Here is a 21666-nt window from a genome sequence, read left to right as displayed (position 1 = left end):
ATAGCATCTGCTATCCTTTTTTGGGATTACAGTATGTAGTTAGAACGTATAGTTAAAGTTTATACCATACAACCATGCAGTTCCTTTGGAATCGAACTCATATGGTGTCGTGCCACCTAATTTCTGGACATCTTCTGGGAGTTTTTCACTAATATGTACTTTTTTGCCACGCATATAGGAAACACCGACATCTACAGAAGCATCTTTGTTGAATGCGTAAGTGGTTCCTAAGCTAAACCAAAAACGATCTTGATCTGGAATGGAAATAGAACGATTTTTGGCTGGTACAGGGCTTTCATCAAAGGCGATACCACCACGGAATGTCCAGTTATCATCATGGTAGTAAGTTGTACCTAGTGAGATACGGTAAGCGTCACGGAAGCCTTCGTGTTTCTCAAATGCAACATTACCCGTGTCACTCCTTACTGCTTTTAATTCTTTGAATTCGCTCCAGCCAGTGTATAGCAAGCTATAGTGAATTGCCCACTGTGGAGCAACACGGTTATAACCTGAGAATTCCCACATATCCGGTAAATTCAGGTCCAGCTTGCCTTTGACTATATTACCATTAGTCCCATTATCAAAGACTTTTGGTATATATGGCAAATCATTGCTGTAATCTCCGCTTTTAAACTTAACCTTGACTTTTGAACGGTAAGTCAGGCTATAGCGGTTATTTTCGTCATACTGATATAGGAACCCTGCATTCCACCCGTAACCCCAATCTTTACCTTCCAATCTGGCCGCTTCAGCGCTATCTGGGATTGAAAGATGTGCAAGGACTGGATTACCAATGGCTTGTCCTTTAGCGTTTAGCATCTTAGTGGCTATTGGGCCGAATTCTCCCATATGACGGGCGATTTTGGCATCAGCATAAACAGCATTGACACCTAAGCCAAAGCTAAACTGGTTATTAAATTTGTAAGCACCGCTTAGGTTTAGGTTCATGGTCTTCAGTTGAGTTTTACCGCCTAGCAGGCCAGCAGAATAGTTGTTGCTGAAGTCGGTAGACAAGCCGAAGTTAGACGTTGCAGATGCGCCAACAAACCATTGATCATTGATTGGCGTAATAAAATGCAGGTTTGGGATCCATGCACTCGGTGCGATATTTTTAGCATCAGTGCTGTTTTTGGTGATGGGAGACTTTCCGGTGATATCAACATCTGGGTTGACATACACCAAACCACCAGAAAATGATGGGCGATCAAATAAGGTCATGGCCGCAGGGTTACGACTGCCTACGGAAGCGTTATCTGCAACGGCACCTGCCCCAGAAAATGCACGGCCTAGTCCTGATGATGAATATTCATTCAATTGAAAACCAGCAGCACTAGCGTTGGATGAGAGGATTGCAACCGCCACTGCTAACGCTGAACGTGTAAATAGGTTTTTCTGGTCCATAACCAAAACCTCATTGTCTAATTATTATTAACATGCCACTCAAGTAGCTGAGAGCGCGGGATTGTAGAGTCGATTTGTCACCATGACAATAATGACAAATCAGACCAGTGCACGAAGTATAGGCTTGATACTAGAATATGTTGCAAGAATGTTTTCTAAATATAACTAAAATGATTCTCAAATTGGGACTTGCTTAACAAAAAATAGACAACTTCCGTTAATGAAGTGTAAACGGGTTTTTGTTGACGTGGTCAGATCAATAAATAGTGAGATAAATGGCGTCAAACAGTGCAAATGCTGGTTATTGGCAGTCAGGAAAACGTAGAATTATCAGCAAGTTTTTTAGCCGGAGAAATTAAATGTCTGATGCGATTAACCGCTGTAATGCCGAAGAAACGGCAGCTTGCTGTTGTGTTGATGTGGGAACCGTTATTGATAATGAAGACTGCACCGCTTCTTATCAGTGTATTTTTGCGAGTGAACAAGACGCAGAAATTATGCTTAATACGTTAATTAAGAAGGCAAAATCAGTGGAATCTGATCCCTGTATTATACGCCATAGTATCGAAGCGGTTAACGGTGGGATGCAATTATCGGTGGACTTTACCTTTAGCTGCCAAGCGGAAGCCCTCATCTTTCAGTTAGGCTTGCGTTAATTCACTCTGAACAACGGTTTTCTCATTGTTTTGTCATGCCAAACAGTGGGAAAATCGCTTGTAATAGATTGTAAATCATTGCCTTTTCTTTGTACTCCTTTCGCTTATTCTCCATTTAAGTTGTATAAATTATAAATAGTTTAAAGTTGAGTTTGTTCTCATTTTTGATTTATTCCTATTTGCTATTTTCCAACATTGCGTTAACAATGCATCATCAGGTCTGACCTCTTATGAGGTGAGTAAATATTTTTAATCAATCAATTGATTTAGTTAATAATAATTAGGAGTTGCTATGGGTCATTCTTCAACAAAAGTGACATCGCAAAAGGAACGTGTTGCTATTGTCAGCGGGTTGCGCATTCCTTTTGCGAAACAGGCAACTTTCTACCACGGTATTCCGGCTGTTGACTTGGGAAAGGCTGTTGTAAGCGAGCTGGTCATTAGGAGCGGTTTGTCGCCTGAGAAGATCGACCAATTGGTTTTTGGGCAAGTTGTTCAAATGCCGGAAGCGCCAAATATTGCAAGGGAAATTGTTTTGGGGGCAGGCTTAAGTGTGAATACTGATGCCTATAGTGTTTCCCGTGCCTGTGCGACGAGTTTTCAGGCAATTGCAAACGTGGCTGAAAGTATTATGGCAGGCGTAGTCAATATAGGGATCGCGGGAGGTGCGGATTCCTCATCCGTTTTACCTATCGGAGTGACGAAGTCATTGGCGCGTACGTTAGTTGACTTGAACAAAGCCAAAAGTCTCACCCAACGATTAAAATTACTCAGTCGATTGAAATTACGTGATTTATTGCCTGTATCCCCTGCTGTTGCAGAGTATTCCACAGGGTTGAGAATGGGAGATACCGCTGAGCAGATGGCAAAAACGTATCATATCAGCCGCGAAGATCAGGATGAGCTTGCGCACCGCTCGCATGTACTGGCCGCCAAAGCCTGGGAGCAAGGGCTTTTGCAAGAGGAAATCATATCGGCCTATTTCCCGCCATACCGCAAGACATTGGCAGAAGATAACAATATCAGAAAAAACTCAACCTTAGCTTCTTATGCCAAATTGCGTCCGGCCTTTGATCGAAAACATGGCACAGTCACCGCGGCAAACAGCACACCACTGACGGACGGTGCCGCAGCAGTGATGTTAATGCGTGAATCCGTTGCCAAAGAGCTTGGTATGGTTCCATTGGGGTATTTACGTAGCTATGCATTTTCTGCCATTGATGTTTGGCAGGACATGTTACTGGGGCCGTCCTATGCAACCCCGTTGGCGCTTGAGCGTGCGGGTATCACTCTCAATGAATTGACCATTATCGACATGCATGAAGCATTTGCTGCCCAAACATTAACGAATTTAAAAATGTTTGCCAGTGAGAAATTTGCCCGTGAAAAGTTGGGACGTACTCAGGCAATTGGTGAAGTGGATATGGATAAATTCAATGTGTTAGGCGGATCAATTGCTTATGGGCACCCCTTCGCGGCGACAGGCGCCAGAATGGTGACCCAAACGTTGAATGAATTGCGTCGCCGTGGGGGTGGTTTTGGATTAACGACAGCTTGTGCCGCTGGTGGTTTGGGTGCAGCAATGGTATTGGAGGTAGAATAATGGCTCAGGCTGAAAAAGAAACGGTTATGTCAGCAACAATGCAACCGGAGCAATCGGTATTCCGTTTTTCTGTCAGGGACGACAAGGTGGGAATTATCACCATTGATGTCCCAGGAGAGAAAGTCAACACCCTGAAAGCTGAATTTGTCGAGCAGTTCCTGATCATGTTTGAAAAAGCGCAACAAGTTTCAGGCTTGAAAGGGTTGGTTATTGTGTCCGGCAAGCCGGATACTTTCATTGCTGGTGCGGATATTAGCATGATAGCTAACTGCCAAACCCAGGAAGAAGCGTCAGCATTAGCTGAAAAAGGTCAAAAACTGTTTGCGCAGATTGCCAATTATTCTTTGCCTGTTGTGGCAGCGATTCATGGTGCGTGCTTAGGTGGTGGTCTGGAGTTAGCATTGGCTTGCCATGCGCGTATCTGTTCTTTGGATGAAAAAACCCGTCTTGGTTTGCCAGAAGTTCAGCTTGGGTTATTGCCCGGCTCAGGTGGAACGCAGAGATTACCTCGCTTGATTGGTGTCAGTGCTGCTTTGGACATTATATTGACAGGCCGTCAGCTCAAGGCAAAACAGGCGCTACGGTTGGGTGTTGTAGATGACGCAGTTCCTTTAGATATCTTATTAGATGTTGCTGTGCAATATGTTAAAAAAGGCATCGTGAAACGTAAGCCATTGGCATGGTCGCAGCGTATGCTGGCAAGTGCGTTAGGCAGGCCGTTGTTATTCCAGATGGTTCATAAAAAAACGCGAGAAAAAACTCGCGGCCATTATCCCGCCCCAGAAAAAATCATCAATGTGATTCGTGCCGGTTTGGAAAAAGGCTCAGAGAAAGGCTTTCAGCTTGAAGCCAAGGCATTTGGTGAGCTGGCGATGACGCAAGAATCAGAAGCATTGCGGAGCCTGTTTTTTGCTTCTACCACGTTGAAGAATGAAACTGGCTCTTCAGAACAGCCCGCTGAAATCAGACAGGTGGGGATTTTGGGAGGCGGCCTGATGGGGGGCGGCATTGCCAATGTAACCGTGACGCGAGGAAATTTGCCTGCCCGCATTAAAGATATTAATGAAAAGGGTATTAATCAGGCTTTGAAATATACATGGGATCTCCTTTCTAAGCGGGTAAAACAGCGTCGTTTGAAATCAAGTGAGCGTTCTCGTCAAATGTCTCTATTGACAGGAACGACCGATTACAGTGGGTTTAAGCAAGCTGATATTGTTGTTGAAGCGGTATTTGAAGATTTAGTCTTAAAACGCAAAATGGTTACAGAGATTGAAGAGAATACAAAACCTGAAACCATTTTTGCGTCTAACACTTCTTCATTGCCAATCCATAAGATTGCTGAAGCTGCGACTCGGCCAGAGCAGGTGATCGGTCTTCACTATTTCAGTCCTGTAGATAAAATGCCGCTGGTGGAAGTTATTCCACATGAGGGAACAAGTGAAAAAACGATCGCAACTGCTGTAGCGTTAGCCAAGAAACAGGGAAAAACAGCGATTGTTGTCGGTGATAAAGCGGGTTTTTATGTAAACCGGATTCTGACACCTTACATTAATGAGGCGGGTTATTGTTTATTGGAAGGTGAGCCGATTGAACATATTGATAATGCTTTGCTGAATTTTGGTTTTCCTGTTGGTCCTATCAATCTACTGGATGAAGTTGGCATAGATGTGGGGACTAAAATCATCCCTATTTTAGTAGAAGAATTAGGCAGTCGATTTGAAGCACCAGAGATTTTATCTGCAATTTTGCAGGATGACCGAAAAGGCAAGAAGAATGGCCGCGGCTTCTATTTGTATACGGGCAGAAAAAAAGCCAAAGAAGTGGATGCTTCGATTTATTCCTTATTAAAGATCAAACCAGCGATAAAAATGTTGCCGGCTGACATTGCCCAGCGTTGTGTGATGCTCATGCTGAATGAAGCTGTGCGCTGTCTGGATGAGGGGATTATCAGAAGCCCGCGTGATGGTGATATTGGTGCTGTATTTGGCATCGGATTCCCGCCATTCCTGGGAGGGCCATTCCGTTATATTGATAAGCTTGGCAGTGATAAAGTTGTAGAAATTTTACGTCGTCTGGAGGCGCAATATGGCGAAAGGTTTGCGCCCTGTGAGCGTTTAGTCCAGATGGCTGAACAGAAAAAGAAATTTCACGCATAACTTGAATTTTATTTAAATAACCCGATCGGCTCTTTTAATTAAGAGTCGATTTTTTATGGCAATTAAATCCTTATTCGTATTTTTTATCTAAAAAGAGTCCACGAAATAACAAGAGATATATTGATTTTTTTTAGCCATTTTATTTACCTTTGTTTTAGGGCAGAATGCAGATTGGCCCTAACTGAAACGTTTTTATATCCTTCGGAAATCCATAGGGCATATATCAAATATTAGCTTGATAATTGCTTTTGAGCTTACGTTTTAATGCCGTATAACCAATGGCTTATCTCAAGAAATACGAGTGTATAGGGTATTTTGAGATCGGTTTGCAATTAACTAAACGGTGGATTATGTACGTTTTTATTATGCGTCACGGTGATGCTGCTTTGGATGCAATCAGTGATGCAGCACGGGAGCTGACACCTAGAGGGTGGCAAGAATCACAGAAGATGGCAGATTGGCTTTCACAACAAACGCCTGATATTGATTGTATTTTGGTCAGTCCTTATATTCGTGCAGGACAAACATTAAAGGTGGTGCGAGAAAATTTGGCGCTTCCTGATAATGAAGAGTTATTGGCTGAGTTAACGCCATCGGGTGATGTTGCGTTGGTTGCTAGCTATTTACACGTCTTGTCAACACAAGGACACAAATCTGTATTGGTGGTTTCCCATTTACCGTTAGTCGGTTATTTGGTTTCTGAGCTTTGTCCTGGGCAAACGCCGCCGATGTTTGCTACATCCGGCATTGCATGTGTCGAGTTGGATCACCAAACAGAAAAAGGGTGTCTGTTATGGCAAACATCTCCTGCACAATTAGCGGAGAAATTCTGACCAACCACCTTAACCATTAGACAATTTAATTAAATATACCAATCTGACTTCAAGATGCGTGTGATTTCTCCTCGCTTTGCGGGGAGAAATCAGGTTTCATAGCATGTTGTAAATTGCAGCTTGTAAATCAATATGATTGTTTATATCTCCCCGCGTAGCGGGAGATATAAGATGCATCTTGAAAGGCGATTGGTATATAAAGACCAAATTAGCGCTGCGTAAACTCATCCATCTCTACCAAAATGAGTAACGCAGCGTTCCCTCCCCACGCTTTGGGCGCTTGATGGAAGGCAATAATATCAGGATGTTGGGCAAGCCATAGCGGGGCTTGTTGTTTGAGAATATGTTTACCGTGTCCATGCATAACACAGGCACAATAGACGTGTTCGCGACGACAGGCAGCGATTAATGCCCCAATTTCTTGTTTGGCCTGCAACTGAGTTAGCCCATGTAAATCCAGAAAAAGTTCAGGGGAATAATCTCCCCGCCGCAATTTCTTTAATTCATAATGGCTGGCGCCTTCCCGAATGTAACGAGTCGGGCCTTCCATTTCCAAATTTGGCTGGAATTCATCGGAAAAATAGTAACTGGCATCAGCTTGCTCCTGCATCAAGCGTTCAGGGGCAACAGCGTTAATTTTTTTTCTTTTCGGGGGATGGGAAACCGTATCTTGTGCAATACGACGGGTTCCTGTAACAGACGTTCTGAATAGACTGATGTCTTCTGAGTTTAGTTGATATTTCTTCTTCATTACACATTCATTTACTCACTGCTTTTGGCAAGTGTACATGATTTTTTGTGATTTTTCCTGACAGTTATCATTTTAAGTAACAAATTGTTCACAAAATGATTTGACAATTATGTTTGGTTATAAAATAAATGTATATACAACATGAGTTCTGATACAAACAAGAAAGATAACAGGATAGTACAATGTCGATTGAACTGAGAGACACTGATGTCATATGGCGCAATGCCAAACTTGCTACGATGGATCCTGCAATTAAGAACGTTGATGGTGAAAGCCATTACGGCATGTTAGAACAGCATGACCTTATTGTGCGGGATGAAAAAATCTTAGCGATATTACCGACAGATAGCGTACCAGCCAACCAATGTAAGGTCATTGACGCAGAACAGCGCTTAATTACACCAGGCTTAATCGATTGCCACACTCACTTAGTTTTTGGTGGCAATAGAGCCTCTGAGTGGGAACAGCGCTTGAATGGGGTTTCTTATGAAGAAATTAGTGCTAAAGGGGGAGGGATCAATTCTACCGTTAATGCCACCCGTAACAGTTCCGCTCAACAGTTAGAAAGCGTATCCCAGAAACGTCTCAATGCGTTGATGGCTGAAGGGGTGACAACAATTGAGATGAAATCAGGTTATGGGCTAGATCTGATAAATGAAGAAAAACAGTTAAAGGTTGTGCGGGCATTGGCACAAAAAAATCCCATCGAAATTAGCCCGACATTACTTTCTGCCCATGCCGTCCCACCTGAATATAAACATGATCCTGATGGCTATATTGATTTAGTTTGTGACTCCATCTTGCCTACTCTCTGGCAAAAACAGTTATTCGAAGCTGTTGATGTATTTTGTGAAACCGTTGGTTTCACTTTAAATCAGACTAAACGCCTTTTTGCAACAGCAAAACGTTTGAATATTCCCGTAAAAGGTCATGTTGAGCAACTTTCCAATTTAGGAGGCAGTGAGCTGGTTGCTGAATATCAGGGTTTATCCGTTGATCATATTGAGCATTTGGATGAAAAGGGTATTGGGGCTATCAGCCGTAGTGGAACAGTGGCAGTATTACTGCCGGGGGCATTTTACTTCCTACGAGAAACTCAACGTCCACCCATTGCATTATTGCGCCAATACGGTGTTCCAATGGCTATTTCAACCGATTTTAATCCTGGTACGAGTCCTTTTGCTTCCTTGCGCCTGATTATGAATATGGCTTGCGTACAATTTGGTTTGACGCCAGAAGAAGCTTGGCAAGGCGTGACTATTCATGCAGCTCAGGCACTGGGACGAGCGGGTAGTCACGGTCAATTAGCCGCAGGTTTTACGGCAGACTTTATTGTTTGGGATGCCCGAAACCCCGTTGATATTTTATACGAACTGGGACATAACCCGTTGGTTTATCGTATTTATCATGGCGAAATTACGCATCGTAATGATTTAAATGGCTTTAATTAATGGTGGTGAGGGAAAAAATATGAATTTATGGCATCCAACATCCGAAAACATTTGGCAAGGGCGCAATGATCTTGCTGAAGCCAATAACGCGTTACGGTTATTCCAGACAATAAAACAGCCAACCAGTTTCTCTCCAGCCGAATTTCTTCACCACATTGCGCTATTGGGATTTGAATGTGATGAAGGTGTTAAATTGAATCAGGGCCGCCCGGGAGCGAAATTGGGACCAGAATATTTGCGCCAATCGTTGGCAAACCTGGCGAGTTATGATGGTCACGATAGATTGGTGGATTTGGGGAATATTCGTGCTAATTCTGGTGAATTAAGTGAAGCACAGCAGGCACTCAGTGATGCTGTCTATGAATGCCAGCAGAATAATATGAAGACGCTGATTTTTGGTGGTGGGCATGAAACGGCTTTTGCTCATGGGATGGGAATTTACCGTGCGTTTTCAGAGCAGCGTGTCGGTATCATCAATTTTGATGCCCACTTGGATCTGAGAAATTCGCCGCAGCCTACATCAGGAACCCCATTTCGGCAACTTGCGCATTACTGCCAGCAACACCAGCGCCCATTTAATTACAGTTGCGTTGGCGCCAGCTTGGCATCAAATACCCAGGCATTACTGGATGAAGCTAACCATCTTGATGTCACCATTATTTGGGATACCCACTGCGTTGAATCCATGTTGGATAGGGTACAGCAGCAATTACAAGATATAATTAATCAGGTTGATATCATTTATATGACCATCGACTTGGATGTGCTGCCAATTTGGCAAATGCCGGCCGTTTCTGCGCCTGCGGCATTGGGTGTTCCGCTGGAGCGTTTATTGCCATTGGTTCAACTCATCTGTCAGAGCAAAAAATTGCAAGCCGTAGATTTAGTTGAGCTTAACCCTTTATATGATATCCAGGGAATGGGGGGGAAAGCGGCGGCTCGCCTTGCATGGCAGTTGGTGCATTGGTGGAATAAATAGGTTGGTGAACGAATAAAAAGCGAGAAGGAAGGGACAGTGACAGACGATTTACCAGATACATATGCCAAACCAGTGCCTTTGTATGCAAGAGTCAAACAAGTGATTATTGAAAAGATTTATACGGGGGAGTGGAAACCGTATGATCGGATCCCTTCGGAAGCGGAATTGGTCAGGCAATTTAACTGTAGTCGCATGACGGCTAACCGGGCATTGAGGGAGCTAACAGCAGAAGGTTTTCTATTCCGTTTGCAAGGTGTGGGTTCGTTTGTCTCTGAGCCGAAAGGACAATCGGCGTTATTTGAAATTCATAGTATTGCCGATGAAATTGCTTCTCGCTCTAACCGGCATAGTTGCAAGGTGCTGAAACTTGCTGAAGTGAAGGCTAACATGACGCAGGCTGCGGAATTCAGTATTGCAGTAGGTGCGCCGCTCTACCATTCCATCATTGTACATTATGAAAATGATGTCCCTGTGCAGATTGAAGATCGCTTTGTCAATGTTCAGGCGGCACCAGAGTATTTGCGGCAAGATTTTCGTCAGCAAACGGCCCATGATTATTTATCCCAGGTAGCGCCATTGACCGAAGGGGAGCATATCGTCGAAGCCGTGGCGGGAGATGCCCTCTCTTGTCGGTTATTACAAATTGAGGCAAATACGCCTTGTTTGTTAATCAGCCGGCGAACCTGGTCGAAAGAATTTATTGTTTCCAGTGCCAGGTTATTGTTTCCTGGGTATCGATATAAATTGAAAGGGCGTTTTAGTTCATAGTTCTCCTATATGGAGCTACAAAAAGTTAAGCGGCAAAAAACCTCTTTTTCCGTTGAGTCGAAGAGGTTTTTTATTCATCGTTGTAACAATAATGTAAAATCAATGTGATGTTAAACACAAAACCAGCAAAAATATCCCCCTGCTTATCACGAAATAAATCAATATCATCTTTTTGATTTTAATCAAAAAAATATTTTTACCGCATTATTAACTTTATCTCTGTCACATTTTTGCCTATTGAATGTACATGTATATACAACTATACAATTAACAAAATTCACAACGATGAGATAGGAAAAAACCGTGACGACGCAAAATAATAAATTCAGCAACGTAACCATTCGTGCTCCCAGAGGGACACAACTCACAGCAAAAAGTTGGCTAACCGAAGCACCACTTCGTATGCTCATGAATAACCTTGATCCCGATGTGGCGGAAAATCCCTGTGAATTGGTGGTGTATGGTGGAATTGGTCGTGCAGCCAGAAACTGGGAATGCTATGAAAAAATCGTTGAAACCTTAAAGGATCTGGAAAATGACGAAACCCTGTTGGTGCAATCAGGAAAACCTGTGGGGGTGTTTAAAACACATGAAAATGCCCCGCGTGTATTAATTGCCAACTCGAACTTGGTGCCACACTGGGCGACATGGGAACATTTTAACGAACTGGATGCCAAAGGGCTGGCTATGTATGGCCAGATGACCGCCGGTAGTTGGATTTACATCGGAAGCCAGGGCATTGTTCAGGGAACTTACGAAACTTTTGTCGAAGCAGGCCGCCAACACTACAACGGCAATTTGACCGGACGTTGGATACTGACAGCGGGTTTGGGGGGAATGGGCGGAGCACAGCCACTGGCTGCGACATTGGCCGGTGCCTCTTCATTAACCATAGAGTGCCAACAAAGCCGCATTGACTTTCGTCTGCGTACTAAATATGTGGATGAACAGGCCGTTGATCTGGATGATGCTTTGGCGCGTATTGAACGTTATACCCAGGAAGGTAAAGCAATTTCGATAGCATTGTGTGGTAATGCTTCAGAGATTTTACCTGAGCTGGTACGCCGTGGTGTGCATCCTGATATGGTGACAGACCAAACCAGCGCCCATGATCCATTACATGGTTACTTACCGGCTGGCTGGACATGGGAAGCATATTGCCGCCGTGCTGAAAGTGAGCCAGAAGTGGTGATCCAAGCGGCAAAAGCGTCAATGGCCGCACATGTTGAAGCTATGCTGGCTTTCCAGAAACAGGGTATACCTACTTTTGATTATGGCAATAATATCCGCCAAATGGCGAAAGAGGTAGGTGTTGAGCACGCCTTTGATTTTCCTGGATTTGTTCCCGCTTACATTCGTCCTCTGTTCTGTCGCGGTATCGGACCTTTCCGTTGGGCGGCGCTTTCCGGTGATCCTGAAGATATTTATAAAACTGATGCCAAGGTAAAAGCGTTGCTGCCGAATGATGACCATTTACACCGTTGGTTAGATATGGCAAGAGAGCGCATCAGTTTCCAGGGCTTGCCTGCGCGTATCTGTTGGGTGGGATTGGGCGATCGCGCCAAATTAGGATTAGCATTCAATGAAATGGTTCGCCGTGGGGAACTTTCCGCCCCAATCGTGATTGGCCGTGATCATTTGGATTCTGGCTCTGTCGCCAGCCCTAATCGTGAAACTGAATCCATGCAAGATGGTTCCGACGCTGTTTCTGACTGGCCATTGCTGAATGCTTTACTTAATACAGCCAGTGGTGCGACGTGGGTTTCTTTGCATCATGGTGGGGGCGTTGGTATGGGATTCTCTCAACATTCCGGCATGGTCATTGTTTGTGATGGAACGGATGAAGCGGCTGAACGCATTGCCCGTGTATTACACAATGATCCGGCAACGGGAGTTATGCGTCATGCTGATGCGGGCTATGAATTGGCTATCCAGTGTGCGAAAGAGCAAGGGCTAAACTTGCCAATGTTAAACCTGCCAGTGACTGATGCGAAATAAGGAGCGTTGTTAGAATGAAAAATATCACTATTCATCCGGGAAAAATGACACTTGAAGAATTACGTCATGTTTATCAGCATCCTGTTCACATTAGTTTGGACGAACAATGCTTTCCTGCCATTGAGAGCAGTGTTGCTTGCGTGAACCGCATTATCAGTGAAAATAAAACGGCTTATGGTATCAATACCGGTTTTGGTTTGCTGGCGAATACCCGTATTGCAGAACAAGATTTGGAAGAATTGCAGCGTTCTATTGTGTTGTCACATGCGGCGGGTGTGGGGGAGCCTCTGCCGGATAAAATTGTCCGATTGATTATGGTGTTGAAAATCAATAGCCTTGCCCGTGGTTATTCCGGCATTCGTCTGGGCGTGATCCAGGGATTGGTTGCCTTGGTCAACGCTGAAGTTTATCCCTGTATTCCAAGTAAAGGTTCAGTAGGGGCTTCGGGTGACTTAGCACCATTAGCGCATATGAGCTTGTTATTGTTGGGAGAAGGGAAAGCCCATTATCGTGGCGAATGGCTGCCGGCAAAAGTAGCACTGGAAAAAGCGGGACTTGAGCCGATGTGTCTTGTCGCCAAAGAAGGATTGGCACTGCTCAATGGTACACAAGCTTCTACCGCCTTCGCCTTAAAAGGACTATTTGCTGCCGAAGATTTACTCGCATCAGCGATTGTTTGTGGCGCCATGTCTGTTGAAGCCGCTCTTGGCTCCCGTAAACCCTTTGATGCTCGTATCCATGAAGTCCGTGGGCAGAAAGGCCAGATTGATGTGGCAGCCCTTTACCGTTTGGCATTGGGAGAACAAAGTGAGATTTGTGAATCCCATAAAAACTGCCCGAAAGTTCAGGATCCTTATTCATTACGCTGTCAGCCTCAAGTGATGGGCGCTTGTTTAGCCCAAATCCGCCATGCGGCTGATGTCATTATGGTTGAAGCCAATGCCGTCTCTGATAATCCGCTGGTCTTTACTGAAGAAGATGAGGTGATTTCTGGGGGTAATTTCCACGCTGAACCGGTCGCGATGGCATCGGATAATCTGGCTATTGCTCTGGCAGAAATAGGTTCATTGTCAGAACGCCGCATTGCCTTGTTGATGGACAGCAATATGTCCCAGTTGCCGCCATTCTTAGTTGAAAACAGCGGTGTTAACTCCGGTTTCATGATTGCACAGGTGACTGCGGCTGCGCTGGCAAGTGAGAACAAGGCGCTGGCGCATCCTTCCAGTGTTGATAGTTTGCCAACCTCTGCCAATCAGGAAGATCACGTTTCAATGGCACCCGCCGCGGGGCGTCGTTTATGGGAGATGGCAGATAATGTGCGAGGGATCTTAGCGATTGAATGGCTAACGGCTTGCCAGGGCATGGATTTTCGTCATGGCTTGACGAGTAGTCCGATATTGGAAAAAGCCCGCCATATTCTCCGCAATAAAGTTGCACATTATGATAAAGATCGCTTTTTCGCCCCGGATATTGATGCAGCAATTCAGTTGTTGGCCGAACAGCAACTTTCTGCCTTGTTGCCTGCTGGGAATATCTTAGAAAACTAAGTACAGACTCACCGTCTTAGGCCGGATAAGCTCCGGCCTTATCGTAGTATTTATCTCTTCCAATCTAATAATAAAAGACATAAGGATAAATCATGCAAAACATTTCACAACTCAAACGAGGATTAAGTGTTCGCCACATTCGGTTTATGGCTCTGGGTTCGGCAATTGGCACCGGTCTTTTCTATGGTTCAGCGGGAGCCATTAAAGCCGCAGGGCCTGCGGTATTGCTAGCTTACGCCATTGGCGGTGCAGCTGTATTTATGGTCATGCGGGCATTGGGGGAAATGGCGGTACATCGCTCCGCGCCAGGCTCTTTCTCTTATTATGCCACCCAGTATTTAGGGCCATTGGCGGGTTTTCTGACCGGATGGACTTACGTTTTTGAAATGCTGGTCGTTTGCCTTGCTGACGTCACTGCATTTGGCATCTATATGAAGCTCTGGTTTCCCCATGTTGACCAGTGGATTTGGGTACTTGGCATTGTCTTTTTTATTGGTGCAATCAACCTATGCAATGTGAAGGTATTTGGTGAAATGGAATTTTGGCTGTCCATCATCAAGGTTGTTGCGATTATCGCCATGATTGTCGGCGGTTTTGCCATCATGATGTATGGGTTTGGTCAGGAAGCCGAGCATGTCACCGGCCTGTCGAATTTATGGGAACATGGTGGATTTATGCCAAACGGCATAGCGGGAGTGATTGCCTCGTTTACGGTCGTGATGTTTGCCTTTGGTGGCATTGAGGTTATTGGTATCACTGCCAGTGAAGCTAAAAATCCAGAAAAATCCATCCCACGTGCAATCAATGCGGTCCCATTCCGTATCTTATTGTTCTATGTCCTTACGCTGTTTGTTTTGATGTGCATTTATCCGTGGAACCAAGTGGGGCAAAATGGCAGCCCGTTTGTCCAAATCTTCTCCAGCTTGGGAATTGATTCCGCAGCCAATATTTTAAATATTGTCGTCATTACTGCCGCAATTTCCGCGATCAACAGTGATATTTTTGGTGCCGGACGGATGATGTATGGCATGGCGCAAGAAAAACAGGCTCCAGCCTCGTTTACCCAACTGACTAAAAATGGAGTACCGTGGGTGACGGTGCTGGCAATGTCAGGAATTTTGTTGGTGGGCGTCCTCTTGAATTACTTGTTGCCGGAAAAAGTTTTCGTCATTATTGCTTCCATCGCAACATTTGCAACTGTGTGGGTATGGCTGATGATTCTGCTGTCACAATATATCATGCGCCGGAAGATGCCCGCAGAAGAGGCCAGACAGCTTAAATTCCCTGTTCCCTTCTGGCCTGTTGCGCCAACGTTGGCTATTGCGTTTATGGGATTTGTTATTGCGGTATTAGGTTATTTCCCAAATACTCGGATTGCGTTATACGTAGGGATAGTATGGATAGTATTATTGACTATTAGCTATTATTTATGGGTGAAAAAACCAAGTCATGGCTAACCCTCCTATATCACCCTAAAATAACGCTGTGTTAAGAAAGCTGATTTGTGTTCTGGATCATGGCAAACTAGCGAGCTGATATATCTTTTGTTGTTTGGAGGTGTTTTTTGGATAAGATCGTAGCCGATGAGGCTGTTGCAGAACTGCGTACCATTTTAGATATGTTGCGTTGGTCTACTAGCCGTTTTAGCGAATCGGGTATCTATTGTGGACATACGGCATGTAATCCGTGGGATGAAGCTTTGCAGTTAGTTCTCCCTTCATTGCGTTTGCCTATGGATGTTCCTGATTCAATGCTGGCTTCACGCCTGACATCAACAGAGCGTCAACGCATCGTGGAACTTGTCTTGCGTCGTATTAACGAACGTGTTCCTGTTGCTTATTTGATAAATCGAGCTTGGTTCTGTGGTCATGAATTCTATGTCGATGAGCGCGTTTTGATTCCACGTTCACTGATTAGAGATGTGATTGAAGAGCATTTTGAAGGGCTTATCTCACGTCAGCCATCGACAATTTTGGATCTTTGTACCGGAAGCGGGTGTATTGCAATCGCCTGTGCCCATGCCTTCCCAGAAGCCGAAGTTGATGCTGTTGATATTTCTCCTGATGCTTTGGAAGTGGCAGAAATAAATATAGAGAATCATAAACTTTCTCATCGTGTAATCCCGATCCGTTCAGATCTATTTCATGATATACCACCGGTGAAATACGACATCATTGTCACTAATCCTCCTTATGTCGATGAAGAAGATATGAGTGATTTTCCTCAGGAATACGATCATGAACCTACATTAGCCATGGCTGCAGGTATTGATGGGTTGGATTTGGTTCGTCGTATTTTGGCAACTGCCCCGGATTTCCTTTCAGAAGAGGGAATTGTGGTATGTGAAGTAGGTAACAGTATGGTCCACCTGATTGAGCAATACCCGGAAGTCCCCTTCAAATGGCTGACATTCAAACATGATTATGGTGACGGTGTTTTCGTGCTGACTCGCCAGCAGCTTGTTGAATATCAGGAATATTTCCAGCCATTCAAAGACTGATATTTTCTCATTCATCCAGTGGTTAAAACGGCTATTTCATATAAATTGTATCAATATCCAGTGGATTTCGAGTCGTAACTAGCAATATTGTTGCTCGAAAGATTAAGGATATACCCATCTAACTTTAAGATGCGTGTGATATCTCCCCGCAAAGCGGGGAGATATTAGGTTTCATAGCATATTGTAAATTGCAACTTGAAGTTTAATGCGTATAAAAGGCAAATAAAATTACTGGAATATGATAGGTTTTAATCATTGGGTGAGTTATTGTTATTCACTCTTTTTAAATGCACAGAGAATAATGGCAGGCTAGGAATGGCAGGAAATAGTATTGGGCAGTTTTTTCGTGTCACCACGTTTGGTGAATCTCACGGGATCGCACTGGGATGTATTGTCGATGGTGTTCCACCAGGTATTGCTATTACAGAAGCTGACTTACAAATCGATTTAGACAGGCGTCGTCCGGGAACCTCCCGTTATACGACACAGCGTCGTGAACCCGATCAGGTTCGTATTCTTTCTGGCGTTTTTAACGGCGTAACAACAGGTACTAGCATTGGCCTGATGATTGAAAACACCGATCAGCGTTCACAAGATTACAGTGCGATTAAAGATGTTTTCCGCCCAGGTCATGCTGACTATACCTATGAACAGAAATATGGGATGCGAGATTACCGTGGTGGCGGGCGTTCATCTGCCCGTGAAACTGCCATGCGCGTTGCAGCAGGGGCAATAGCTAAAAAATATCTATTCGAAAAACACGGTATTCTTATTCGTGCTTGCCTGACTCAGATGGGCGATATTCATTGTGAACTGAAAGATTGGGATCTGGTTGAACAGAATCCTTTTTTCTGCCCGGATGCAAGTAAGTTGACGCAGCTTGATGAATTACTCCGGACATTGAAAAAAGAGGGAGATTCCATTGGTGCGAAAGTCAGTGTGGTTGCCGAAAACGTTCCTGCGGGATTAGGGGAACCGGTTTTTGACCGTTTGGATGCAGACATTGCCCATGCTTTGATGAGCATTAACGCAGTCAAAGGTGTTGAAATTGGTGATGGTTTCGGTGTTATCAATTTACGTGGCAGTGAAAACCGTGATGAAATGACGACGCAGGGGTTTACCAGTAACCATGCTGGCGGCATTTTAGGCGGAATTAGTAGTAGTCAGCCAATTATTGCGCATATTGCCTTGAAACCGACATCCAGCATTATGGTGCCAGGCAGAACTATCACTCGTCAGGGAGAAGAAGTGGATATGGTGACTCGCGGCCGCCACGATCCTTGTGTTGGTATTCGCGCCGTACCTATCGCAGAAGCCATGATGGCGATTGTGCTGATGGATCACTTACTGCGCCAGCGGGCACAGTGTGCTGATGTGAACGTTGGTAGGCTGGGAAGAGGCTTTTGATACCTGCTTCGGTTGATGCTGAAAGGTATCATGAGAATAAGCAAGCAGTTTTCTGGTGAAATGCATAATGGAATGGTCATTATTGGGGCCGGAAATTTACGGTCTCCTCTTTTTGGTTGCGCTGGTGGCGGGGTTTATCGATTCTATTGCAGGGGGCGGTGGATTATTGACCATTCCTGCGTTGCTATCGGTGGGGGTTTCTCCGGTCCAGGCATTGGCAACAAGTAAGTTACAGGCTATAGGTAGTTCTTTCTCTGCCAGCCTTTATTTTATCCGCCGTGGTGTAGTCGATTTGCGTTCCCAGCGTTTTGCTATCGTCATGACGATAATTGGCGCCATGTTGGGCGCGTTGTTGGTTCAATTTGTGTCACCGGATTTTCTGCGTTATTTATTGCCGGCATTAGTGATCATTATCGGCCTTTATTTCCTATTAGTACCGAGTATTGGTGCCGAAGATCGGCAACGTCGTATTGGCTCAATTGCGTTTGGTTGCCTTGCCGGCTGTGGCATTGGTTTTTACGATGGCGTGTTTGGGCCAGGAACGGGATCGTTTTTCGCACTCTCTTATGTCATGCTTTGTGGTTACAATTTGGCGAAAGCGACGGCTCATGCCAAGGTACTGAACTTTGCATCTAACCTCGGAGCCTTGGGATTCTTTGTGCTTGGTGGACAGATCTTATGGCTGGCGGGCGTTGTGATGCTGGTAGGGCAAATAATCGGTGCGCGATTAGGGGCGAGTTTGGTGTTGAGCAAAGGGAAGAAACTCATCCGTCCGCTGTTAGTGACAATTTCCTTCTTGATGAGCATCAAACTTCTTTATGATCAGCACGGAGATACTGTCCGTTCTTGGCTGGCATTTTATTTTTGATTTAGGATCTGGCATTAATACATGACCGCACATCATTATCAACAACTGATTGAAATTTTTGATAATTGCTTTAGTAATGACTACAACACTCGTCTGATAAAAGGTGACGATGAGCCAATTTATCTGCCTGCAGATGATGAAGTGGACTTTAACCGGATAGTGTTCGCCCACGGATTTTATGCCAGTGGATTACATGAAATTTCTCATTGGTGTATTGCGGGTGAAGAGCGTCGCAAACTGATCGATTTTGGTTACTGGTACTGCCCTGATGGGCGTGACGCTCAAACTCAGGAAGCGTTTGAAAAGGTAGAGATTAAGCCACAATCGCTGGAGTGGTTATTCTGTGTAGCTGCGGGATTTCCCTTTAATGTCAGTTGTGACAACCTTGAAGGTGATTTTGAGCCGGATCGCCTTGTTTTTCAGCGGAAAGTGCATGTACAAGTCATGCAATACCTTGAAAATGGGATACCTGCACGAGCTGCACGCTTTATTCAAGGTCTGCAATCGTTCTACAATACGCCTCCACTAAAAGCAGAGCATTTTCCTTATCCGGAAGATCGCTTTGCTAATTAATTTGATGTTGAGGAAAAAATAATGCTCGCAGAGTTTGAAACACGCATTCTGGCGCAAATTGATGATATGGTTGAACAGGCCAGTGATGATGAATTATTTGCTGGTGGTTACCTCCGCGGGCATCTGACATTAGCTGTTGCTGAATTAGAGCAAGAAGGTGCAAATACGGTCGAACAGCTTCATCAGCGTGTTGAAGAAAGCATCCACAAAGCCATTAAAGTGGGAGAACTGACTCCACCAGATCAAGTTTTGGTTTTGGCGACCTGGCAAAAACTGCTGGATGGTGCGAAAGAGTAATTCTTTAATATACGCATTAAACTTCAAGTGGCAACACGATATGAAATCACACGCATCTTGAAGTTAGATGGATATATAAAAATAACTTTATTTAGGGCTATTCAGATAGCCCTTTATTTTTGCTCGGACTGAGTAATCCCCTATCTTCAACGACAAAAAAATGCGTAGTGCATCTCAATAATGAGAATAAATGGTGATAATGAAATCTTTATTGAGTTTTTTATAGTAAATATAAAGTAGAGTTATCTGACGGTTAAATTTGTCCAAAATATAGCTTTAAGCACTCCTTGCTGGAACAATGTTGTTATATACCCACCGCCTTTCAAGATGCATTTTATATCCCCTCGCTACGCGGGGAGATATAAATAATAGCATTGATTTTCAAGCTGAAACTTGAGGTTGGATTGGTGTATTAAAATAATTAGGGTGTTAATATATTGAATTAAATTAAATATAAATGATGTCTAAAATAATGACATTCTATTTATTACCTTAATCTAAGAGGATTTTTTTTATGTCACGTTAAAATGATGTATAAATATGTTAGATTTTAACGAGTATGAATATAATTATTTATCATTGCTTTTAAATAATCATGTTATTAATGGAACGACTGATGATTAAAATAAATAATGATGCTAAGCTTTTGGTCATGACACACAGGGAAATAAAGAGGTTTTTACTTAACTAACTCACTGATTTAAGAGGGTTTATAAGTTAAAAGTCAATAAGGGCTAAGATTAAAAAACAAATAAATTTCTCTTGGTAAGTCAAAACTAGAAAAGGATATTTCAGGAGATAGTGACATGAAACTAGGAAGAAACTTTATTCAAAGTGGTGACAGAGAGTATGCTGAAAATAACAAAGCACTTTTATTACCTGAACCTATAAATTATGACGTATTAAGATTTGCTGAGAAAAAATCGATGAATATAACATTGGAAAAAAGAGTTGAGAATCTGGAATCAGACGTTGCTCAAATCAAAATGGATGTTGCTGTTATAAAATCAAACTATGCAACAAAAACGGATATTGAAATGGTTAGTTCACTGATTTACAAGGAGATATCATCTGTGCGTAGTGATATGTCCTCGCTGAGAAGTGAAATAGCTTCTATACGTAATGACGTATCGATCTTGCAGAAGGATATGATAGCTGTACGTGGTGAGATATCTTCTATACGAGGTGATATCTCATCTATACATCAGAAAATATCAACTCTAAATGAGGAGCTATCCAACAAAATAGTTGCTCAAACCAAATGGATGGTCACCATGATGTTTGGTTTTTCTGGTGTCATTATTGCAACAATGAGGTTTATGATTTGAACACAAGGTCTTCTATTCGCTTAACACAAAAATCAGATGTAAGCCAATTACCCGCAATAGAACGTTCTGCTGCGAAATTGTTTAGGTTTATACCCGAGCTGGCTTGGATAGCCGATGGTCATGTGCAAACGGAGCAGCAACATTTGGACTATATTGCGCAAGGCAATAGCTGGGTTGCCCTTAATGAAGATGCTCTGCCTGTTGGCTTTATTTTAGCTAAGCCGTTAGATGATGGCTTACATATTATGGAGCTTTCAGTGCATGAAAATTGGCAGAGAAAAGGTATTGGAAAAGCATTGATTGAAAAAGTTATTCAGGTTGCTGAACAGCGCCATCTTAACGCTGTGACATTGACAACTTTTCGTTATGTTAACTGGAATGCACCCTTCTATCATAAATTGGGGTTTGAGATCTTAGAGTCACAGCAACTTTCTGAGTCATTACAGCAAATACGACAAAGTGAAATCGATTATGGATTTGCTGAAGAACAACGTTGTGCAATGAGACGTTTGCTTACTGTGACGACTATACCTAAGTAACTTACTGAATT

19 protein-coding genes are annotated in these 21666 nt (G+C 43.7%); 17 read left to right on the top strand and 2 right to left on the bottom strand.

Annotation, left to right across the window (positions count from 1 at the left end; genetic code table 11):
- Positions 1–39: 39 nt before the first annotated feature.
- Positions 40–1401, bottom strand: a complete 1362-nt coding sequence (gene fadL / locus WDV75_RS13775) for a long-chain fatty acid transporter FadL (RefSeq protein WP_273558254.1) — start codon at positions 1399–1401, stop codon at positions 40–42.
- 359 nt (positions 1402–1760) lie between these two features.
- Here fadL and WDV75_RS13770 point away from each other — a divergent pair, with 359 nt between their 5' ends.
- From WDV75_RS13770 to sixA, 4 genes are all read left to right on the top strand, one after another.
- Positions 1761–2057 carry a YfcZ/YiiS family protein gene (locus WDV75_RS13770; RefSeq protein WP_273558255.1) on the top strand — a complete coding sequence of 99 codons (297 nt, stop codon included), beginning with the start codon at positions 1761–1763 and terminating at the stop codon, positions 2055–2057.
- Positions 2058–2349: 292 nt separating this feature from the next.
- The gene (fadI, locus tag WDV75_RS13765) at positions 2350–3660 is read left to right on the top strand and encodes an acetyl-CoA C-acyltransferase FadI (RefSeq protein WP_273558256.1); all 1311 of its coding nucleotides are present in this window, start codon (positions 2350–2352) and stop codon (positions 3658–3660) included.
- Entirely contained in the window at positions 3660–5816 is a 2157-nt protein-coding gene (gene fadJ, locus WDV75_RS13760; RefSeq protein WP_273558257.1) for a fatty acid oxidation complex subunit alpha FadJ, read from the top strand. Before fadI ends, fadJ begins: the two co-directional genes overlap by 1 nt.
- Before the next feature lie 350 nt (positions 5817–6166).
- A complete protein-coding gene (gene sixA / locus WDV75_RS13755; RefSeq protein WP_273558258.1) occupies positions 6167–6649 on the top strand; it encodes a phosphohistidine phosphatase SixA in 483 nt (160 codons plus the stop codon).
- Positions 6650–6857: 208 nt separating this feature from the next.
- Here the strand turns inward: sixA and smrB are convergent, their stop codons facing one another.
- Positions 6858–7400, bottom strand: a complete 543-nt coding sequence (gene smrB / locus WDV75_RS13750) for an endonuclease SmrB (RefSeq protein WP_193851216.1) — start codon at positions 7398–7400, stop codon at positions 6858–6860.
- A gap of 182 nt (positions 7401–7582) precedes the next feature.
- Here smrB and hutI point away from each other — a divergent pair, with 182 nt between their 5' ends.
- The 13 genes from hutI to WDV75_RS13685 all read left to right on the top strand — a co-directional run bounded on the left by hutI (position 7583) and on the right by WDV75_RS13685 (position 21655).
- Positions 7583–8851 (top strand): imidazolonepropionase, encoded by a 1269-nt coding sequence (gene hutI, locus WDV75_RS13745; RefSeq protein ID WP_273558259.1) that lies wholly within the window; start codon positions 7583–7585, stop codon positions 8849–8851.
- Between the two features lie 19 nt (positions 8852–8870).
- Positions 8871–9830, top strand: a complete 960-nt coding sequence (gene hutG, locus WDV75_RS13740) for a formimidoylglutamase (protein ID WP_273558260.1) — start codon at positions 8871–8873, stop codon at positions 9828–9830.
- A 36-nt stretch (positions 9831–9866) separates the two neighbouring features.
- Complete coding sequence (gene hutC / locus WDV75_RS13735) at positions 9867–10598, top strand: histidine utilization repressor (protein WP_273558261.1); 732 nt, start codon at positions 9867–9869, stop codon at positions 10596–10598.
- A 303-nt stretch (positions 10599–10901) separates the two neighbouring features.
- The gene (hutU, locus tag WDV75_RS13730) at positions 10902–12596 is read left to right on the top strand and encodes a urocanate hydratase (protein ID WP_273558262.1); all 1695 of its coding nucleotides are present in this window, start codon (positions 10902–10904) and stop codon (positions 12594–12596) included.
- A 14-nt stretch (positions 12597–12610) separates the two neighbouring features.
- A complete protein-coding gene (gene hutH / locus WDV75_RS13725) occupies positions 12611–14143 on the top strand; it encodes a histidine ammonia-lyase (protein WP_273558263.1) in 1533 nt (510 codons plus the stop codon).
- A gap of 92 nt (positions 14144–14235) precedes the next feature.
- A complete protein-coding gene (locus tag WDV75_RS13720; protein ID WP_189758843.1) occupies positions 14236–15600 on the top strand; it encodes an amino acid permease in 1365 nt (454 codons plus the stop codon).
- Between the two features lie 107 nt (positions 15601–15707).
- Entirely contained in the window at positions 15708–16643 is a 936-nt protein-coding gene (prmB, locus tag WDV75_RS13715) for a 50S ribosomal protein L3 N(5)-glutamine methyltransferase (protein ID WP_273558264.1), read from the top strand.
- Positions 16644–16958: 315 nt separating this feature from the next.
- Positions 16959–18050, top strand: a complete 1092-nt coding sequence (gene aroC, locus WDV75_RS13710) for a chorismate synthase (protein ID WP_273558265.1) — start codon at positions 16959–16961, stop codon at positions 18048–18050.
- Between the two features lie 67 nt (positions 18051–18117).
- Positions 18118–18918, top strand: a complete 801-nt coding sequence (locus WDV75_RS13705) for a sulfite exporter TauE/SafE family protein (RefSeq protein WP_273558266.1) — start codon at positions 18118–18120, stop codon at positions 18916–18918.
- 21 nt (positions 18919–18939) lie between these two features.
- Positions 18940–19491: an elongation factor P hydroxylase gene (locus tag WDV75_RS13700; RefSeq protein ID WP_189758847.1), complete on the top strand. Its 552-nt coding sequence runs from the start codon at positions 18940–18942 to the stop codon at positions 19489–19491.
- A 21-nt stretch (positions 19492–19512) separates the two neighbouring features.
- Positions 19513–19788, top strand: coding sequence for a YfcL family protein (locus WDV75_RS13695; protein WP_273558267.1), 276 nt, complete (start codon positions 19513–19515; stop codon positions 19786–19788).
- An 806-nt stretch (positions 19789–20594) separates the two neighbouring features.
- Complete coding sequence (locus WDV75_RS13690) at positions 20595–21116, top strand: hypothetical protein (RefSeq protein WP_273558268.1); 522 nt, start codon at positions 20595–20597, stop codon at positions 21114–21116.
- Positions 21113–21655: a GNAT family N-acetyltransferase gene (locus WDV75_RS13685; RefSeq protein ID WP_273558269.1), complete on the top strand. Its 543-nt coding sequence runs from the start codon at positions 21113–21115 to the stop codon at positions 21653–21655. The genes WDV75_RS13690 and WDV75_RS13685 overlap by 4 nt, the downstream gene beginning before the upstream one ends.
- Positions 21656–21666: the final 11 nt, after the last annotated feature.

The organism is Xenorhabdus griffiniae (assembly GCF_037265215.1).
GTDB lineage: Bacteria > Pseudomonadota > Gammaproteobacteria > Enterobacterales > Enterobacteriaceae > Xenorhabdus > Xenorhabdus griffiniae.
This window is presented reverse-complemented; position numbering and strand designations above follow the sequence as displayed.